The following is a 20067-nucleotide window of genomic DNA, read 5'->3' on the forward strand; positions in this document are numbered from 1 at the left end:
CCAAAACGTACGCTCCGCTACTCAGTCCCTAGCTTCATCCAACCTTCTCGGTGCTGAAAAGCTGACTTTTTGAACACATATTTAAATTATATTGACTCTTGCCAAATGCGGCCGATTGTCGGAATATGTAGGCAGATCGGAACGGCTTTATTGTAAAAGCATCGGTTCGGATATGTCAACGTGAGGGGATAGCTATGAAACGGGGATGGAGTTTGGCCATAGGTCTGTTTGTCGGCGTGGCGCTGTTTGGATTTTTTGTTTTGGACCGTTCGTCGTTGATCGAGCGGGGAGAAGAGGGGGAAAAGGCACCGGCGAAGATCCAGGTGAAAATCGCTCTGAACGATTGGGCGGACAATCTTGAAGTCCGGAACGCGATCAGGCGGTATAACGAGACCAATCCGCATGGGACGGAAATCGTCATCATGGATATACCGACAGAGGCGTACAACGATACGCTGAACATGCTTTTGACCTCGGGTAAAGGTCCGGATGTGTTTGTCGCCGACCGCATCTGGCTTGCTTCTTACGTGAATAAAAATTATTTGGAAAATTTAAAGCCGTATCTCAGCCAAAGCGAATATTGGCGTTACCCGCTGTGGAGTCTGGACTATGCGCAAAGCTCCATGTTCAAGGGAGGAATTTATTTTCTTCCTTCCAGTGTAGAGACGCTCAGGCTGATCTACAGAAAAGATTTGTTCAAGAACGCAGGACTTGATCCCGATCGGCCGCCGGCCACGCTGCCCGAGCTGAAGACAGCCGCGGAGCAAATCACCGCTACCGGGGGCGGAGTACGGAAGTACGGTTTTGCTTTACCTGCCGGAGATCTTCAGCACAGCTTCCAGCTCGATTTGGAAATGTCAAACACGTATAGCGGCGTATTTTATTACGATTATCGGACAGGCAGATACGATCTAAGCGTGTATTTGCCTTGGCTTAAAGCGATGAGAGAGATTAAACGGGCGGGAAGCCTGTATCCGGGCGAGTCCCTGCTGAAACATGAAAACGCTTTGAAGCAGTTTGCCGAGGGAAATATCGGGATGATGTACGCCACCAGCCAGGATTACGTGAAACTCCGCGAATATGCGCCGCGGGGGGATTGGGGAATCGCGATGCCGCCGGCTATTAGCGAAGAACTGAGCGGAGCCGGCGCATTAATGATGCAGCCGCAGTCTCCCCTGGTTGTCAACTCCGGAGCGAATGCGAAGGAAGAGGCCGTGAAAGTATGGAGCTACCTGCAATCGGCCGACTTTCAGACTGTTTTGTTTCAGCAGGCGCTGGCCATCCCGCTCGTTGACGATATTGTGAATCGGACAAATCAGCAGCCGCAATACGCACAATTTAAAGATTTTTATCCTACCGCTCAGGAGGCGTTTTATCCGCTGTGGCCGCAAATTATGGATCAATACGACCCCAATACCGTCGCTCCGGGCCCGCGCAATTCCGGGGACCGTCCGCGAATGGAGCTTTATTTGCAGCTTATCGCGGACCAGGAGCCGCTGCCGATGGAAGAAGCGCTGCGGCGGGAAACCGAGCGCTTGAACCAGATGCTGGAGATCGCGGCGACAGGGCGCTTTTTTAACCCCGAAGATTATGTCTATCCCGACTTTGATCCTCTGCATCCTTTTGCGGGAGGCCATTGATTAGGTCAGTTTTTTGCTGCGCTAACGGTTGTCATCGTGCTTATTCGAGCGAAAAAGCGGTGATTTCTTTTTTAACGGTTGCCATCGCGCTTATTTAGGCGAAACCGCCTCATTACCGCCGAAAAAGTGGAAATAGGCTCGCTGGCAACCGTTACATTTTGTAACCCCTCGTTTTTGCCCAAATAGCGCCGCCCACAACCGTTAGATTTTTTTGCGCTTTAGAGTCAGGTTTTAACCCCCAATTAAGTTCCAAAAGAACCTGACTCTAACAGCGGGTGAAACCCCATACCCATCCCTCCCCATACGCTTATCGTATGGGGTTCGGGCAAAGGACCTCGCCAGCGGCGAGGTTTTTTTGTTCGGCATCCCCAAAACTATAGAATTTTGAACTTTTATTATAGCTGCGTTTATTTTGCTTTGCGGCGTCCGCCGGTAAACTTGGATGTGAGATAACCCATCGAAAGTCAAGTAACGCTTCCGAAGCAGTTTTGTACGAAGAGGTATTGAGGAAGCAAATGCTCACAAAACTTTGAGGAGGTGGAGCCCGTGAACCCAAAAACACGGTTGCCCGCAAGGTTCAAAGAGTTAAGGAAAAATAAAGTGCTGCTGCTCATGCTGCTGCCGGGAGTGCTGTTTCTCCTCGTCAACAATTACTTGCCGATGTTCGGCACTATCATCGGGTTCAAAAATATCAACTATATCGACGGTATCCTGGGGAGCCCCTGGGTTGGCTTCGACAACTTCAAATTTCTGTTTGCCACTACGGATGCCTGGATTATTACGCGCAACACGGTGTTGTACAATTTTGCGTTTATCATCCTTAATCTCGTCATCGCCGTGGCTGTCGCCGTCGCGTTAAACGAATTGAAGAACAAGCTGGCGGCTAAGTTCTATCAAAGCGTGATGTTTTTCCCCTATTTCTTGTCCATGGTTGTCGTCAGTTATCTCGTGTTCGCCTTCCTCAACGTCGAATACGGTTTCATTAACAAAGGGGTGCTTGCCCTGTTTGGCGTGGACGAGATGAACTGGTATTCCGAGCCGAAGTACTGGCCGTTTATTTTGCCGCTCATCAATATCTGGAAAAGCGTGGGATACGGCTGTGTCATCTATCTCTCCGCGATTATCGGCCTGGATAACGAATACTACGAGGCCGCGCTGATCGACGGCGCCAGCAAGTGGAAACAGATCATCCACATTACGATTCCGCTGATCCGCCCGGTGATGATTATCACCACGATTTTGGCTATCGGCAATATTTTCCGCTCGGATTTTGGTTTGTTCTATCAAACGACCCTGAATTCGGGAGCGCTGTACCCGACCACGCTGGTCATTGATACTTATGTCTACAATGCCCTGATCAATATGGGGAACCTGGGGATGTCTTCGGCAGCGGGGTTGTACCAGGCCGTCGTCGGATTTTTCCTCGTGCTCCTCTCCAATTGGGTGGTGCGCAAAATCGACAAAGACCAGGCGGTTTTCTAGGAGGAGCCTCATATGAACAACGAAATCTCAAAAACGACCAATCTGATTCTCCATTTGATTTTTATCGTCATTACCGTGCTTTGCGTGCTGCCGATCGTCCTCGTCTTTATGATCTCGATTACCGACTATGACTCGATCGTGCTGAACGGTTATCAATTTATCCCGGACAAACTGAGCCTGGAGGCGTACCGGTATATTTTTAAAGATTACGGCACGGTAGTAAGCGCCTACGGGATTTCTTTCTTTGTCACCATTGTCGGGACTTTGCTGAGTGTGCTGCTCACGTCGCTGTACGCGTATCCGCTCTCCCGGGGCGATTTCAAATACAGAAGCGGCTTTGCTTTCCTCGTGTTTTTCACGATGCTGTTCAGCGGCGGATTGGTGCCGTGGTATATCATGTACACGCAGGTGCTGGATTTAAAAAACTCGATCTGGGCGCTGATTTTTCCGATGCTGCTCTCGCCCTTTAACGTGCTCATTATGAAAACCTATTTTCAGATGACCGTGCCGCCCGCGCTGATCGAAGCCGCCAAAATAGACGGAGCCGGGGAACTGCGGACCTTTTTCAAAATCGTGTTTCCGCTGTCTCTGCCGGTTTTCGCTACGATCGGTTTGTTCAATACGCTTCACTACTGGAACGACTGGTTCAACAGCATGATCTTTATTACCGACACCAAGCTGTATTCCCTGCAATATCTGATGTACAAAATGATTTCGCAAGCCGATTATTTAAGCAGGAATAGCGCGCTGATTCAAGGGTCGGCCACCGAGCTGGCCAAACTGCCGGGGGAAACGATCCGGATGGCGATGGCGCTGATCGGGATCGGTCCGATCGTGCTCGCTTATCCGTTTTTCCAGCGCTACTTCATCAAAGGCTTAACCATCGGCTCCATCAAAGGCTAATCCCGGTTATCCGGTTAGCATATCATACACGCTCTATTGACCAAAAGGGAGGAGAACAAGCATGAAAAGCTTCAAATGGATGGGCCTGCTGCTGGCGTTGACGCTGCTTGCCGGAATGGCGTTAAGCGGATGCGGCGGCGGTGGCAGCAGCGGCAGTCCGGGCACCACGTCTGGAAATGCCGGCGGAAATGCGGGAGCACGGCAAGAGACCGCCCCGAACGGGCTTGCGCCCGTAGAGCTGTCGCTCTATTTGCCGGGAGGGCCGGATAAGGACGTAGCGGCCGTGGAACAAGAAATCAACGCCTATTTAAAAGATAAGATCAACGCCACGCTAAAAATCAATCAGTTAAGCTGGGATAAGCCGGCGGATAAAGTGAATCTGATGATTCAATCGGGCGAAGTGTTCGACATGACGTTTACCTGGGATTTTTTGACCAATGCTTCCAAAGGGGCGTATTATCCGCTTGAGGATCTGCTTGACAAGTACGCCAAGGAGACGAAAGAGCAAATTAATCCGGCCTATTTACAGGCGGCGACCGTAAACGGGCATTTGTACGCGATCCCGACAGAAAAAGAATTGGGGCAATCGGTCGGGTTCGCTTTTGACAAGGCGATCGTCGACAAATACAACTTCGATATCGAAAACCTGCAAAAGCTGGAGGATATCGAGCCGATGCTGCAAACGATCAAAAAAAAAGAGCCGGCTATTACACCGCTGTTCATGAACCATACGGACACGATGTTCTGGTTCCCGGTTTATCCAAACGCGGAGGATATTGACGGCAGTAATGACATCCCGACGATGCTGGATTACGGCACGATGAAGGTTTTTAACGAATACGACACGCCGGAGATGCTGGAGCGCCTGAAATTGATCCGCAAATGGTACGAATCCGGGTATATCAACAAAAACGGGGCAACGGACAAAACGGAGCTGAAGGACGCGGTGAAAAACGGGAAAGCCTGGTTCACCTATGGCAATATGAACCCGACCTCGGCCAACGATTGGACCAATCTGACCGGCAGACCGATGCAGATCAAGACGCTGCTGCCTGTCAAGGTGGGCACAAAAAGCCTCCAAGGCTCCATGCTGGCGATTTCGCGAACCTCCAAAAATCCGGAGCGGTCGATGATGTTCATCAATCTGATCCATACCGACCCCGTACTCTATAATATGCTGACGTTTGGGCTTGAAGGAAAGCACTATAACAAGCTGAGCGACGGGACCGTCGAACTGATTCCCGACAGCGGTTACAATTCCGTCTCCCAATGGATGATCGGCAATGTGCTGCTTAGCTACATTAACAAAAACGAAGACCCGGCCCGGGTGGAGTTGTACAAAACGTGGAACGAAAATTCAACCATTTCGCCGGTGCTTGGCTTTGTCTTCGACTCTTCTAAGGTACAATCGCAAATCGGCGCCTTGACGAATATCGTCAAGCAATATAAAAATACGCTGTTTACCGGCCAAAAAGATCCCGAACCGGTGCTGGGGGAAATGAACCAAAAGCTGAAAGCGGCGGGGATCGACGAAGTGATCAAGGAGTTGCAGTTCCAGTTGGACGCTTTTCGGGAATAACCAAGATTGCGACCTATTTTAAGTAGTGTTCAAAAAGTAGGCTTTAGCTACCTCTATAAAGGAGTGAACCGGACAGATGCGAAAAATTTTGTCATGTATCCGTTTTGCAGTAATTTTGATGCTCGCAGTGAGTATGCTCCTTCCCGTCAGTCCTAATGTGCGGGCAGCGGAGACCGAAAGCGGCCTTGCCGGCGGGGATGGAGCTTCCGGAACAACCGCCGTCCTATTGTCCAATGGCGAAACGCCGCTCACCCCGCTCTGGCAGGTCGGAAACCAGGATAACAGCAGCGCCGAGTTTGCCGCGGAATACGCAAACGGAATTGATAGCGTTTCCATTCCGGCGGATTCCGGCACATGGAGCAGCATATCCAAAGGATTGAAAGGCGATGCCAACGGAACGCTGGATATCTCCTTCAATCTCCCGGAGATTCCTGAATACGGCGTACAGTTCAGCTTTAAAGTACTGGACGCAAGTAATGCGATCCCCCAGCTTGCCGTATTTACGAACGGCATGATGAGCGGGCTGATTCAGATTACGGGCTTGAATAACGGTCAAGTTACCCTGGAAAACACCTGGAAGCAGACCTATAAGCTGTACATTCCCAAGGAGCAACTGCGGCCGGGCGAAAACGAACTTCAGTTGAAGCTGGATCGCGGACTGTACGCCGACGTGGCGGCGCCCGGCTACGACGGGGACAAATATTTATGGTTCGTATGGGATTATTTCAAGCTGGATGCGCTTACGGCTCCCGCCGCCGAGCCGGTTCACGGCAGATACGTGCACCTTGGCACAACGCTCATGAACCGAAGCTTCAAATATGATGAAAATTCCCTCCGCCATTTGGCTCCGCTGACGAAGTGGATGGGCGTGGCTTATAGCGGCAACTGGATGCGGGTGGCCTACTGGTCCGACACCGTATCCGAATGGAAGCCGCAGGGACGCAACTATTTGCTGGCGCTTCGCGAGCTGAATCTGCAGCCGATGCTGGGTTTTCTGGGCGGGAATTGGCGAACCAACCCCAGTCTGGCCCAAGGCGTGATCCCTGCCGAACTGCGGGACTATTATCGAAACTTTGTCGCCGAATACGGGGATCTTTACGAATATATGGAAGTGAACAACGAACCCGGGGTGTTCGACTGGCCGCAGCAAACGATATTGGCTACCGCCCGGCTGCTGGATGAGGAACGACGGACGAACGATCAGCCCTATTTGAAGATTGTGGCGCCGGGCTGGGCATATTGGCCGTATAAAGGGATTCCCGACGGCTGGGAAAGAGACGCCGAACAGCGTCGGCCGATTGAGGAAATCGCGGATATCACGAACGGGCACAGCTACGGAGGAACCGGGGTTCAGCCTGTACCGGGCGGAGCCCTGTATGAAAACTTGCGCGTCTATCCGGATGCGAATGAAGGCTTCGGCAAAGAAATGGCGATGAGCGAAGCCGGAGCCAACGACAACCATGCAGACAACACGAAATACGGGACCTATGCTTACCGTTTCGCTGCGGCGTTTGACCGGGAATTGCGCGGCGATATCGGATATGCGGATCACATTATGCAGCATGCCGCCTTTTTTTACGATAACGTCGATTTCGGACTGTTTGACAGTCAAGTGGACTGGAGTACGCACAGGTATGAGGACACGCAGGCCGTTTCCGCCAACGCCAACGAACCGGGGGAGACCCGGCTCAAAACCTTCCGCCGACTGGCCGCAGCTTATGCGACGCACGGAAGTCCGTTAACCTATGAAATTCTTAACAAAGTTGAGCTTACAGGGAAAAAGGCTTATTTTCGCGGGGTGGACACCTCGGCGCTGGGAACCTCTACGGTGGGGGCGAACGCGGATAAGCTGCTGCTGAGTTTCGTCAATTTCGAGCAAACGCCGGTGACGATGCGGGTTTCGGTCACGATGCCGGAGCAGGGGCAATACGCCGGGGAGCGCTTTGGGCCGGGGGAAACTTATGACGAAGCGCACTCCTGGGTGAACCTGTCCACAGGTCCGGCGCTGGAGCTGGAGGTCACGCTCGGAGCGGGGGAAACCGTGCAGTATATTTTGGACAAATATGAAGGCGCACCGCCCAAGGCACCAGAGAACGCAGCGGCAAACGCGGTGGGCTACAACGAGATTGCCCTGACCTGGGATATGCCCGCCGGGGTAACGAATGCTACCGAGGTGCGCATATACCGGAACGGGCAATCCGAGCCGGTCATGACGGTTCCCGGCATGCTGAACTTTTTTCATGACCGGGCGGTCACGCCAAATACCGAATACAGCTACCGGCTGGAGGCGGTTAATGAATTCGGGGAAACATCCCCGCTGACCGCTCCGGTGAGCGCCGTGACGCCTGTACTTCCGGTAACCCCGCCTGCCGAAGGAGATCCGACGAAATTCGAGGCTGAAGCCACGCAATTTGCCGCTCCGCTTGTGGCGGTGAACCGGGCCGGAGCCTCGGGCGGGAAGGCGGTGGAGCAAACCCACCGCGGCAGCTTGACGATCCTCGGGTATTCGTCCGCAAGCGGCGGCGATTACACGTTAACCGTCGCGTATGCTTCGCAGGAGGAAGCGAAAAAGAATGTGCTCGTCAACGGGACCAAAGCGGCAACGATCACGCTGCCGGCTACAGGCGGCTGGATGGGAACTTACGCGGAGAAAAAGTTTACGATTCGCCTTCAGGCCGGATACAACAATATTGAAATCGCCAACGCGGGCGGGGGCAGCAATATCGATTATTTCCGTCTGGAGGAAGGGCCTTATGAGGGAGAGGCCCGGTGGCATCCGGTGGAGCATGACGATGAGGCGATTTTGTACTCCGGGTTTGCGACGGCCGACAACGGGGTGTCCCATGTTTCCGGCACGCCCGGTTCCACCGCCTCCTTGTATTTCAATGGAACGGGCATCCGCTGGAGATCGGATATCCGCGCCGATATGGGCAGTGCGGAAGTATATGTGGACGGTGAATTGAGGGGCACCGTGAACATTGCCGAAGCCGGATTGGAGGGCGAAGACAAGGAGGTGTTCCGGCTTGACGGGCTGGAGAACGGTCTGCACCGGATCGACATTGTCGTTAAGGAAGGCAAGGTGATGGTGCACGGCTTCGAGTATGAGGGCGCGGAAGCCTCTTTACCTGTACCGCAGGCGGATATGATCGTCACGGAAGTGGGCTGGAATATCGTGACGGACGGCGGTGAGCCTGCCGATCACGAGACGCCGCAGGTCGGGGATGCCCTGATCTTCTGGGCCAAGGTCAAAAATGTCGGCGCACGGCCGACGCCGCTGAACGCCACCACCGGCGCGGGAACGATTACGGGCGGGGCCTTCTCGGTCAACGGCGGCACCGTATCCTGGTCGGACACGTACGCAAACGTGATCGCACCCGGGGAAGAGGTGCTGTTAACGGCGGGCGGCAGCGCGCAAGGAACACCGCAATGGATCGTGCCGGCCGCCGGAGAGTATCAGCTCAGCTTTCTGGTCAACGATATCAAGCGTTACCCGGAAATGAACCGGGATAACAATACCGGAACGGCTACACTGCTTATCGGCTCCTAGATCGCCGGAGTCCGGCGGGAGCGAGGCCGGTGATAACGAAGGCAACAACAAAGGCAACAACAAAGGCAACAACAAAGCCGCCGTTTACCGGCTTAACGAGGCCCTTGATCCGCTAAGCCGCAAAGGCTTGCGGAATCAGGGGTCTGACTTTGAGATTACCAACGACACGGAGGGGACTAAGGCGATGTTGAAGGGTTTGAGCGAAGAGGAACAGCGCTGGGTGGAGCGTACCATGAACAGCATGACGCTCCGGGAAAAGATCGGGCAAACGATGCAGGACCATGCCGGCCGGCTGCCGTTCAAAGAGGCGGATGAAGACAAGATCACAGCTTATTTGGAGCGCTATCCGGTGGGCAGCTTTTTTATCGGCGGCGAAATCATTCTCAAGGCGGCGGGAAAAGCGGGGGATTACCGCAGGTGGATCGAAACATATCAGAAGCTTAGCCGCTATCCGCTGCTATTTTCCGGCGATCTGGAATTCGGCGCCGGCTCCGCCGTACGCAGCCTGACGGCCTTTCCGCCACTGCTGGCGCTGGCCGCGGCGGATGATGGGGCGCTGGCCTACGAGTACGGCAAATACACGGCGCTGGAGGGGCGCGCCGCCGGCTTCACCTGGGCGCTGGCCCCGGGCATGGACCTGCTGCTGAATTGGCTGAATCCGGTGATTACGACCCGCTGCCTGGGAGACAATCCCGAGCGGACGGCCAGACTGGCTTCGGCGATCATCCGCGGGATGCAGGATCACGGGCTGGCCGCTTGCGCCAAGCATTTTCCGGGTGATGGAGTGGACTTCAGGGACCAGCATATCATCACGACGGTGAATGATTTATCCGAAGCGGAATGGCTTACGACCTATGGTGAAGTGACGAGCCGAGTGATCAAAGCCGGGGTGTTGTCCGTCATGACGGGGCATATCGCTTTGCCCTGGGCCGAAAGCGCCGACCGAACCGAAGCGCCAGTCCCGGCGACCGTCTCGTCCGCCATTACGAATGGGCTGCTGCGGGAGCGGCTCGGCTTTGACGGGGTTGTTATCTCCGATGCGCTGGATATGGGCGGCTTTTTGTCCTGGGGGGATTACAAGCGACGGATCATCGATTGCTTTGCCGCCGGAACGGACGTCCTGCTCTGGCCGGACACCCGCTATTTCGAGGTGATGGAGCAAGCCATCGGCGACGGCGCCATCACGATGGAACGGTTGGACCAAAGCGTACGCCGGATTCTCGAAATGAAGGCTCGGCTCGGCGTACAACATCTGGACGAACGGGGCCGGGATAACCAGGCCTTGGAGCTCTTTGACGACCGGCTTGCGCCGGAGCGGACGGCAGAAGCGCTGAGGGTTGGGGCGGAAATCGCCCGGCGCTCCGTTACGCTGGTTCGAAACCGGGCGGGGATACTGCCGCTTGAAGCTGCTTCCGTCTCCAAAGTGCTGGTGATTATGCTGAACAAGGTGACCGAAGGGCGGCAATTCGAAAAAATGGGACGATTCGTAGAACTGCTGCGTGCCCGGGGGCTGGAGGTTGATGTTTTGGACCAATTTGAGCCGCTGAGTACGCTCCGCACCTGGGAGGAAGCAGGGAAAAGCTGGGACGCGGCATTTATGCCGTATTTTATGCCGCTGCACGGCATGATGAATACGGCCCGGCCGGTTGGCGACGCCGCGAAGGCCATATGGGCGATGCAGCATGCCGAAACGATCCGCCCGATCGGCATCTCGTTTTCCACCCCTTATTTGCTCAAGGATATCCCTTTTCTCGATACGCTCGTTAACGCCTATTCCTTACATGAAGAGACGATCGAGTACACGATCAAGGCGATTTTCGGAGAAATCCCGTTTGAGGGAAAGTCTCCGGTGGAACTGACTATTTAAGTACGAGTTCACTCTATAAGAGGGGCTGTGGGAGGGAGCGGAAAAATGATGGCGAAAGCGAAATTGCCGGAAACCAGTCAAAGTTTGTTTGCTTATATGACAGCCGGCCAGCGGGACCACTGGGGGATGGATGCCGAACATTGGGACTGGGTGCCCGGCGTCGGTCTGATCTCTTTGCTGGATTATGGAATCCACGCCGGAGAGAGGTGCACTGTCGATTATGTCGTACAGTGGGTGGAACGGAATCACAGCCAGGCCGGCCAGGCGAAGGTGATTAATTCGATGGCGCCGTACGCCGTATTTCCCTTACTGTACCGCTTGAGCGGGCGGAAGGAATACCTCGCCGAAGCGCAGGAAATCGCCCGCTGGATGATTGAGGAGGCGCCCCGCACCCGGGAAGGGGCCTTCGAGCATACCGTGACCGAAGACGCCGATTTTCCCGAACAGGTCTGGGCCGATACGGTGTATATGGCGGTGCTGTTCCTGGCCCGGCTGGCTCAGGTTGCGGCCGATCGCAGACTGGCGGAAGAGGCGCTGCGGCAGACGCTGCTCCATCTGCGCCTGCTGCAGGATGCCGATTCCGGCTTGATGTTTCACGGCTGGGATTGCGCCAGGCAAAATCATCTGTCCGGCGCCAAATGGGCGCGCGCCAACGCCTGGCTGACATTAGCGGTCCCAGAAATCGTAGCGGCCGTCCGCGGCCTTGCCGAGATTCCGGAGGAGTTGCCCCGCCGCTACCGGGCTTTGGCGGAAGGGCTGCGCGTGGTCCAGGCAGAAGACGGACTATGGCATACGGTGCTGGACCAAAGCGATTTTTATAAGGAAAGCTCGGCCAGTGCGGGGATCGCCTGCGGGTTCATCAAGGCGGTTAAGTCGGGGCTATTGGATGAGACGTACATCGATAGCGCAAGGTTGACCGTGGAGGGGATACTGCCGCTGATCACGGCCGAAGGCGAGGTTTGCGGCGTCTCCGGCGGTACGCCGGTGCTGGCGTCGATCGCCGCTTATAATGAAGTGCCCCTCTATCCGACCTTGTATGGACAAGGGCTGGCGCTGCAACTGCTGACCGAGGTTAGTTTGCTGGAGATTGAGGCACGCAAGGGGGCGGACGAAGAATGATCGATGAACGCAAAATGTTAATCCGCAAAATGAAAGAGATGGACTCCCGCTACAACCCGGAGCTTCAGCTTCTGCAGTCTCCGTTTAGCAGCCCGGGGTATCATACGACGCTGACCGGGGTAGAGTGGGTTCACGCCACTCGGGATTCGCTCAACTACGCGCTTGGCCTGCTCGATACGGAGCTTGCCGAATACGAAACGCGGGCACTGCAGGTGATCGCCCGGGTCATCTCGCTGCAGGACACGGATCCAGGCCGTAACACGTTTGGCATTTGGCCGTGGTTTTACGAAGAGCCGCTTGCGCGGATGGCTCCGCCGGACTGGAACTGGGCGGATTTCTGCGGCAGCAGGCTGATTACCGCCCTTTGCCGTCACGGCCATCGCTTTCCGGAGGAGCTGCGCGCAGCCGTGATCCGCTCGGTATGTTATGCCTCCGAGGCGATCCGCAAGCGAAACGTAGGTCCCGATTATACCAATATCGCCATCCTCGGCGCCTTTGTGACTTTGATTTGCGGCGAACAGTACGGTGATTCGGCGTTTGCGGCTTATGGCTTGGACCGGTTGACGCGGCTTTATGAGTATACCCGGACACGCGAGGTGTTTGAGGAATACAACAGCCCGGTTTATACGTATATCGCTATTCTCGAGCTGTCGAAGCTGCGCGGGTTGACTCTGAACGGGAGAGCCAGGGAATTGTGCGACAGGCTGCTCCAGATGACCTGGAAAACCGTAGCCGAGCATTACCATGTCGCTACCAAGCAATGGTCGGGCCCGCACGCCCGCCGTTACGAAACGCTGCTTGACGAGCGGAGCAAGGCGTTTTTGCAGCTATCTACGCAGGGCCGGGTCATGTTTTTTTCCTGGGAACAGCTTCCTTATGAGGAAGAATGGTTTGGCAGCGGAATGACCTGCCCGCCCGAATATCTTGACGATTTTACGCTGCCGGACACGCGGCTGATCGCCCGGTGGTACCGGGGGGATCAGGGAGAAACCACCGAAAGATGGGCTACCACCTATATTACACCGCAGTACAGCCTGGGAACCTTCGATGAGAGCGACTTCTGGAACCAAAGAAGCGTACTGCTGGCTTATGTCGATAACGGGGGTTCCCCCGCCTACTTAAGACTGCGTTTCCTGCATGACGGTTACGATTTCTGTTCCGCGCTGTTCCATAGCCGCCAGCGGCGGGAGCGCGTATGGTTTGGCGTTGATTTTGCCAGCAATGGGGGCGATACGCATATCAATCTTGATAAAATCGACGGCTCCGTGCAAGCTGAGGATCTGCGGCTGCGCCTGGAGCTGGGCGGCCGACTCGGCGAGGTGGATATTCGCCAAATGAAGGACGGCGCTGTCATTCAAATCGGCGGGCTGCAGTTCAGCTTCAAATCCTGGCTGACGCTGTTCGCCGAAGATCCCGATCCGCGGCAGACACTTGCCTGGGAGTTGAAAGGTGCGGGTGCGAACGGAACGATGACCCTCGATCTCGTCTTGTATTCGGGGCCCCGCAAAACGATCGCTCTGGACGGGATGAAGCAGGCGGCGCTGGTTATGTCATTAGCGGCTGGGAGCGAGGCGCCAAGCGGCAGCGAGATGGCTCCGCTCATTGAGCAGGAGGGAGGGCTTGTCAAGGTGACTCATCGCGATTTTGCCGACGGACCGCCGCTTTACCTCCATTTGCAGCCCCGGAGAATCTAACTGGGAAATATCAGATGTTCTGCCGCTATACGCAGCTTGGAACTCGGCGGTTGCAGGCGGCAGACAGGAAAAAGCGCCCGACGGCGTGCCTGTGAAAAGCTCAGGCGCACCGGGGCGTTTTTTTTTGAGATTATGACATTGTGATTGGATATATCCAATAGAATTGGAAATCTAGTGGTAAATACAGCAGCACGATTGGATTTTTTCCAATAGATTTGGCACGGCAGAGGCACAACGGGCGATTTGAGCGAAATCTATTGGATATTTTCCAATGAGGGTTCAAAATGGCGTTCGATGTCTGTGCATCTGTTGGATTTTTTCCAATCAAAACGATCACCCAGTCATTTTTTCCTGAAAAGACCGCGTTCAGCACATAAATCTACAGCAACCCTGCATATTTTAAGCCGTTGACGATCCCGTCATTGTCCACGTCGGTGGTGATGTGATCTGCGCAGGCTTTGAGCTGCTCGTGACCGTTCCCCATGGCTATGCCCAGTCCGGCGAGGGTCAGCATTTCCCTGTCATTGAGCCCATCGCCAAAGGCTACGACTTCTTCGGGGCTTACGTTTAAGTGGCGGAGCAAGTCCTGGATGCCTCGCGCTTTGGAGCCCCCCACAGGCATAACGTCCATGGCGTGCTTATGCCAGCGGACAAACCGCAGATGAGAGATATCGCCCGTGTATAGATGCTCCTCCTCTGCCGTACAATGCAAAAAGGCTTGGTATACGTTGGAATGCCGCCAGAAGTCCGGATCGTAGCCCGGGAGCTCTACTTTTAAGGAAGAGACCGATTGCAGCAGGGCAGGATGCTGTTTGGCATTGGAGAAGTAAGCTTCTTTTCCCTGATAAACCAGGTAGTGATCATGTTTTCCCGCCCGCTCGACCAGCGGTTCAAGGTGCTCTTTGGGAATCGTGTACTCTACGACCGGTTGCCCTTTATATACGACGTAGGCGCCGTTCAGGCAGACGAATGAATCAATGCCAAGCTGTCCGGCAATGTTCGAAATGAAATAAGGCGCTCTTCCCGTGGCGATGACCGTTTCAATCCCCTTGTCTTTTAGCTCAAGCACAGCCTGCCGGGCGGATTCCGGAATTTCTTTCTGCTCGTTTACCAATGTTCCGTCAATGTCAAAAAATACGATTTTGTAGTTCATGTTGCCTCCTCTTTAAAAATCTTTTAACAACCTTAACAACGTACATCTAACTGTTACCTCTACTATAAAGTATGAAAAGCATTTCAGGTCAAGCTAAATTCGCTGGAAAACGGCCATCCCCTCACATTCTCCCTGATATCAAGGAATTTTGAAGACAGCGTAGAAATCATAAAATAAGGGATTCGAATCTATTTCATCCAAAATGTTGCAGAAAAAAATAGATTGCATATCAGTTTACTTGGTATTATAGTAATGGTATAAGATCTAGACCATTAATAGATCGGAGTGTTAAATATGTCGATTCAATTTCCCCTGCCCTTTGAGAAGGTATCGACCAAAAAGGTCAGTGAATTCATCAAGGAGCAGTTGGAGGAAGCGATCATCCTGAAGGAATTTATGAGCGAGGATCAGCTTCCGTCCGAACGGGAGCTTGCGGAGATTTTTAATGCCAGCCGCATTACGGTGCGCGAGGCGCTTGCCGCGCTGGAGGCCAAGGGCCTCATCGAGAAGCGGGTCGGAGCCAAGGGCGGAACGTTCATCCTGCCGGTGACGGCCCATGCCCACAAGCGAACCCGGGAGGAGATCAAACGGGACTGGGATCAGATGCAAAAGGTGTTCGAATACCGGTCGATTGTGGAGCCGGAGAGCGCTTTTCTCGCCGCTGAGCGGATCACCGCAGGCGATCTGCAGCTCCTTCAAAGCTATCTGGAACAGAGCCTGGAGCCGGACTGCACGCGTGAATGGTTCCGGGCGCTGGACGTCAAATTCCATCTGACCATCGCCAAGGCTTCGGGCAACCCTTACTGCGAGGCGGCGGTCCGAAAGATTCGGACCAAGATTAATCCGGCGCTTGATCTGATGCCTTATGACGAAAATGTGCGTTCGGCAAACTGCGGGGAACACCAGGAGATTCTCGAAGCGCTCAAAGCCCGTGACAAATATCAATCGCGCGCCGTGATGGAACGACATATCAGCTTTGCCGCAGAGGCTATTTACGCCCGCGTGGTGGCCGGGGACTAGGAAGGAGAACGTGGAGTTTATGGAAATCAAAGAGCTTTTGCAACGGGCAAAACCGCTTCAGGAGCAGTTGACCGCCTGGCGCAGGGATTTTCATCGCCACCCGGAAACGGGGTATGAGGAGTTCCGCACGTCGGCGATCGTTGCCGAACACCTGGAGAAGCTGGGGCTGGAAGTGACCCGGAACGTGGGCGGGACCGGCGTTGTAGGGCTGCTGCGGGGCGAAAACCCGGGGCCGACGATCGGCCTGAGAGCGGACATGGACGCGCTCCCGATCCAGGATCAGAAGACGGCGGATTACAGCTCGCAGGTGACGGGAAAAGCGCATTTGTGCGGTCATGACGCACATACGGCGATTTTGATGGGAACGGCTCAGCTCCTGACAGGGCTTGGGAAGCCGAAAGCGGGGAACATCAAATTCATTTTCCAGCCGGCGGAGGAAGGTTTGGCGGGCGCGCGGGCGATGATCAAGGACGGCGTGCTGCAAAATCCCAAGGTGGATGCCATCGCGGGGCTGCATATGTTCCCCGACTTGGAGACGGGAACGCTTGGCGTAAGCAAAGGGGTCGCTTTTGCTTCGGCCGATGCTTTTACCGTTAAGGTGCTGGGTAAAGGCGGCCATGCCGCCCGGCCGCATGAAGGGATCGACGCCATCGCGGTGTCCGCCCAAGTGATCAGCGCGCTGCAAAACATCTCCAGCCGCATGGTCGATCCCTTGGAACCGGTTGTCGTAACCATCGGTAAAATTTCCGGAGGTTACATGGGGACGGCCATCGCGCCCGAGGTGGAGATGACGGGCACGATCCGCACGTTGTCCCGGGAGCTGCGGGAACGGATGCCGGGGCTGGTCGAGCAGGTGGTTGGCGGCGTGTGCGCTTCGTTTGGCGCCGGATATGAACTGAAGTTTGGCCCGGGCTATCCGCTTGTCATCAACGATCCGGACATGGTCGATCTGATGACCGCGACCAGCGAGCAAGTTTACGGCTCCAAGGTGTGGAACTACATTAAACCGTCCACGGGCGGGGAGGATTTCGCTTTTTATTGCGAGCATGTCCCGGGGGTGTTTTTCCGGCTGGGGTCGGGCAACGGAGAGGAGCGGACAAGGTACCCGCTGCACCATCCGATGTTCGACCTGGACGAAACGGCTTTGCCTTACGGAGTAAGCATGCTGTTGGCGATTGCGCTGAATTTTTTGAATAGAGAATTGTAAAAATGTGAGTTCAAAAAGTCAGGTTTTTAGGACCGAAGCTTATGCTTACGATGTGCGTTTTTTCAAAACGCTTTAGGTTGGATGAAGCTAGGGACTGAGTAGCGGAGCGTACGTTTTGGGTACGTGAGCAACGGAAGGCCCGGCTGAATTCAAGATTCGATGTCGAGTCTACTTCATGATCTGCTTCGTGATCAAAAGATGACTTTTTGAACAACTTCTAAAAGGAGTGAAACAAATGAGAAAACATAAATGGACTAGCGCCTTGTTAACGCTGCTGATCGCGATGGTGGTGCTGACGGCTTGCGGCGGAGGCAATGGCGGCGGGAGCGCGGCGGCGCCCGATGCGGCGAAGGATGGCGGCGCTGCGGCGGAGAACGGCGGCAAAACGCTGACGATCGCGAACGCCACCGACATTGAAAGCTTCGATCCGCACAACAACAACAATACGTCCAGTGAAGCGGTGCTGGTCAACGTCTTTGACTACCTGCTGAAAAATGACGGCGGAGCGGACAAAGTTCCCGGGCTCGCCACCTCGTGGGAGCAGGTGGACGACACGACCTGGCGGTTCAAGCTGCGCGAAGGCGTGACGTTCCATAACGGCGATCCGTTCACCGCCGAAGACGTGAAATTTACGATCGAACGGGTAGCCAAGGATAGCACCTTGAAACAACACTCCTATTTTAAAAATATCGTGGAAGTGAAGGTTGTAGATGAGCATACGGCGGATATCGTGACGGACGGACCGGACCCGCTGCTGCTGAACCGGCTGTCGAAGATGGGCGCGGGAATTTTGCCGGCCAAGTATATTCAGGAGAACGGCATAGAGGCTTTCCTGAAGCAGCCGGTGGGCACGGGTCCTTACAAGTTCAGCAAATGGCTGAAGGATGACCGGGTGGAACTGGTCAAGAACGACAGCTACTTTGGCGGACAGCCGAAATGGGATACCGTCGTGTTCCGCGTCATTCCGGAAGCCTCGACCCGCGTATCCGAGCTGCTCGCCGGAGGTGTGGATATCATTTCGGGCGTTCCGGCCACGGATATCGAGCGGATTGAGAGCGCGGACGGCAAAAAAATCGTCAAAACGCCGACCCAGCGCGTGCTGCAATTGATTTTACGCCATACCGAAGGCACCGCGACCGCCGATCCGAAGGTGAGAGAAGCGATCGAGCTGGCGATCGACAAGCAGGGTATCGTGGACAGCATCGCCGGGGGCGCGGGCATCGTGACCCGGACCTCGGTAACGCCGGGCAACTTCGGCGCCGATCCGTCGCTGTACAAACAGACCTTGTACGATCAGGAGAAAGCTAAGCAGCTGTTGAAAGAAGCCGGCTACTCGGACGGCGGTCCGGAGCTGACGCTTTCCGTGTCGTCGCAATATAAGGAACAGGCCGAAGTGGTGGCCGCCATGCTGGATCAGACCGGTTTCAAAATCAACCTGGATGTGCTGGAACCCAGCGCGTTCAGCGAGCGTTACAGCTCCAAATCGTTTAAGGAAATTTTTATGATCGGGATCGGCAACTCGCTGTTCGACGCCTCCAACAACTACAACCGCTACCTGCTTGAGGAAGCGAAAGGCGAGACGGATTACAACAATCCGGAGGTGGAGAAGCTGCTGCAATCGGCGCTGGTCAACATGGATCCGGCGGCCCGGGAAAAAGAGTACCAGCAGGTGCAGCAAATTTTTGCGGAAGAACGTCCGGCGGTGTATTTGTATCAAATGGAAGGGGTTTACGGTACGGATGCCCGCGTGAACTTCCAGCCGCGCAGCGACGAATTGTTTTATGCCGAGGAAATCGCGCCGGCGGCCGAATAACTTCGCCTGCAGAAAGTCTGCGGGTAACCTGCCTGGCTTGCCCGCGATGGTGATGGAGGTGAATACCGCTTGGGAAAATATATCGTCAAATCGCTGGTGCAGGTGATTCCCGTTCTGCTGATCGTCTCCCTGATCGTTTTTATTCTGGTCAGGGTGACCGGCGACCCTGTCGCACTTATGCTGCCGGAGACGGCTACCGCGGAGGACCGCGCGGTACTGGCGCAGGCGTTGGGGCTGGACCAGCCTTTATATACGCAATACGTGAAATTTCTGGGGAGCGCGCTCAAGGGGGATTTCGGCAGCTCGTTCCGCTATGGCGAGCCGGCGCTGCCGCTTGTGCTGGAACGGCTGCCGGCCAGCTTTGAGCTGGCGGCCGCGGCCATGCTGTTCGCAGTGCTGATGGCCGTGCCGCTGGGCGTGGCTTCGGCCATCAAACGCAATACATTTCTGGACCTGGTGATTTCGGGCCTGTCCGTTATCGGGAAGGCGATGCCGAACTTTTGGATGGGCATTATGCTGATTTTGCTGTTTTCCGTCATGTTGGGCGTGCTGCCGGTGTCCGGCCGGGGCGGATTCGCTCATCTGGTGCTGCCGGCGTTTACGCTTGGCGTGGGACTGGCGGCGCAAATGACCCGGCTGATCCGCTCCAGCATGCTGGATATCCTGAACCAGGATTACATCCGCACCGCCAGGGGCAAGGGGATCGTGGAGATGCTCGTGATCGGCAAACACGCCTTTCGCAACGGGCTGATCCCGGTGGTTACCATTATGGGCCTGCAATTTACGAGCCTGATCGGCGGAACGCTGATCACCGAGACCGTGTTTGCGTGGCCGGGCCTGGGCCAACTGCTGGTCGTGGCCGTCAACACGCATGATATGGCGATCGTGCAAGCTTCTGTTTTTGTGATCGCTTGTATCGTGGTGGTCACCAACATTTTGACGGATGTGGCGTACCGGCTGCTTGATCCGCGAATCAAATACAACTAGAGGGGGCGAGGAGCTGTGGCAGCGATAAATGAAAGTTCTTTGCCGGCAGCGGTGGC

General features: G+C 55.1%; 13 protein-coding genes. 12 read left to right on the plus strand and 1 reads right to left on the minus strand.

Annotation, left to right across the window (positions count from 1 at the left end):
• The first annotated feature begins 194 nt into the window (after nt 1–194).
• The 8 genes from EHV15_RS15190 (at nt 195) to EHV15_RS15225 (ending at nt 13831) form a co-directional block, all read left to right on the plus strand.
• Complete coding sequence (locus EHV15_RS15190) at nt 195–1640, plus strand: ABC transporter substrate-binding protein (protein ID WP_128631945.1); 1446 nt, start codon at nt 195–197, stop codon at nt 1638–1640.
• A 612-nt stretch (nt 1641–2252) separates the two neighbouring features.
• A complete protein-coding gene (locus EHV15_RS15195) occupies nt 2253–3122 on the plus strand; it encodes an ABC transporter permease (protein ID WP_128635357.1) in 870 nt (289 codons plus the stop codon).
• 12 nt (nt 3123–3134) lie between these two features.
• A complete protein-coding gene (locus EHV15_RS15200; protein ID WP_128631946.1) occupies nt 3135–4025 on the plus strand; it encodes a carbohydrate ABC transporter permease in 891 nt (296 codons plus the stop codon).
• A 61-nt stretch (nt 4026–4086) separates the two neighbouring features.
• Nucleotides 4087–5604: an ABC transporter substrate-binding protein gene (locus EHV15_RS15205; protein WP_128631947.1), complete on the plus strand. Its 1518-nt coding sequence runs from the start codon at nt 4087–4089 to the stop codon at nt 5602–5604.
• A 76-nt stretch (nt 5605–5680) separates the two neighbouring features.
• Entirely contained in the window at nt 5681–9151 is a 3471-nt protein-coding gene (locus EHV15_RS15210; protein WP_128631948.1) for a CBM35 domain-containing protein, read from the plus strand.
• Nucleotides 9152–9335: 184 nt separating this feature from the next.
• The gene (locus tag EHV15_RS15215) at nt 9336–11018 is read left to right on the plus strand and encodes a glycoside hydrolase family 3 protein (RefSeq protein ID WP_128631949.1); all 1683 of its coding nucleotides are present in this window, start codon (nt 9336–9338) and stop codon (nt 11016–11018) included.
• 45 nt (nt 11019–11063) lie between these two features.
• Complete coding sequence (locus tag EHV15_RS15220) at nt 11064–12137, plus strand: glycoside hydrolase family 88/105 protein (protein ID WP_246061585.1); 1074 nt, start codon at nt 11064–11066, stop codon at nt 12135–12137.
• On the plus strand, nt 12134–13831 hold the full coding sequence (locus EHV15_RS15225) for a hypothetical protein (protein WP_128631950.1): 1698 nt from the start codon (nt 12134–12136) through the stop codon (nt 13829–13831). The genes EHV15_RS15220 and EHV15_RS15225 overlap by 4 nt, the downstream gene beginning before the upstream one ends.
• 379 nt (nt 13832–14210) lie before the next feature.
• Here EHV15_RS15225 and EHV15_RS15230 read toward each other — a convergent pair whose 3' ends face one another.
• The gene (locus EHV15_RS15230; RefSeq protein ID WP_128631951.1) at nt 14211–14984 is read right to left on the minus strand and encodes a Cof-type HAD-IIB family hydrolase; all 774 of its coding nucleotides are present in this window, start codon (nt 14982–14984) and stop codon (nt 14211–14213) included.
• Between the two features lie 294 nt (nt 14985–15278).
• Between EHV15_RS15230 and EHV15_RS15235 the strand changes: the two genes are divergently transcribed.
• The 4 genes from EHV15_RS15235 (at nt 15279) to EHV15_RS15250 (ending at nt 20011) form a co-directional block, all read left to right on the plus strand.
• A complete protein-coding gene (locus EHV15_RS15235) occupies nt 15279–16004 on the plus strand; it encodes a FadR/GntR family transcriptional regulator (protein WP_128631952.1) in 726 nt (241 codons plus the stop codon).
• Nucleotides 16005–16023: 19 nt separating this feature from the next.
• Entirely contained in the window at nt 16024–17211 is a 1188-nt protein-coding gene (locus tag EHV15_RS15240; protein WP_128631953.1) for a M20 metallopeptidase family protein, read from the plus strand.
• Between the two features lie 235 nt (nt 17212–17446).
• Nucleotides 17447–19024: an ABC transporter substrate-binding protein gene (locus tag EHV15_RS15245; protein WP_128631954.1), complete on the plus strand. Its 1578-nt coding sequence runs from the start codon at nt 17447–17449 to the stop codon at nt 19022–19024.
• A gap of 69 nt (nt 19025–19093) precedes the next feature.
• Nucleotides 19094–20011 (plus strand): ABC transporter permease, encoded by a 918-nt coding sequence (locus EHV15_RS15250; protein WP_128631955.1) that lies wholly within the window; start codon nt 19094–19096, stop codon nt 20009–20011.
• Nucleotides 20012–20067 lie beyond the last annotated feature (56 nt).

It is taken from the genome of Paenibacillus oralis (assembly GCF_003863965.1).
Lineage (GTDB): Bacteria > Bacillota > Bacilli > Paenibacillales > Paenibacillaceae > Fontibacillus > Fontibacillus oralis.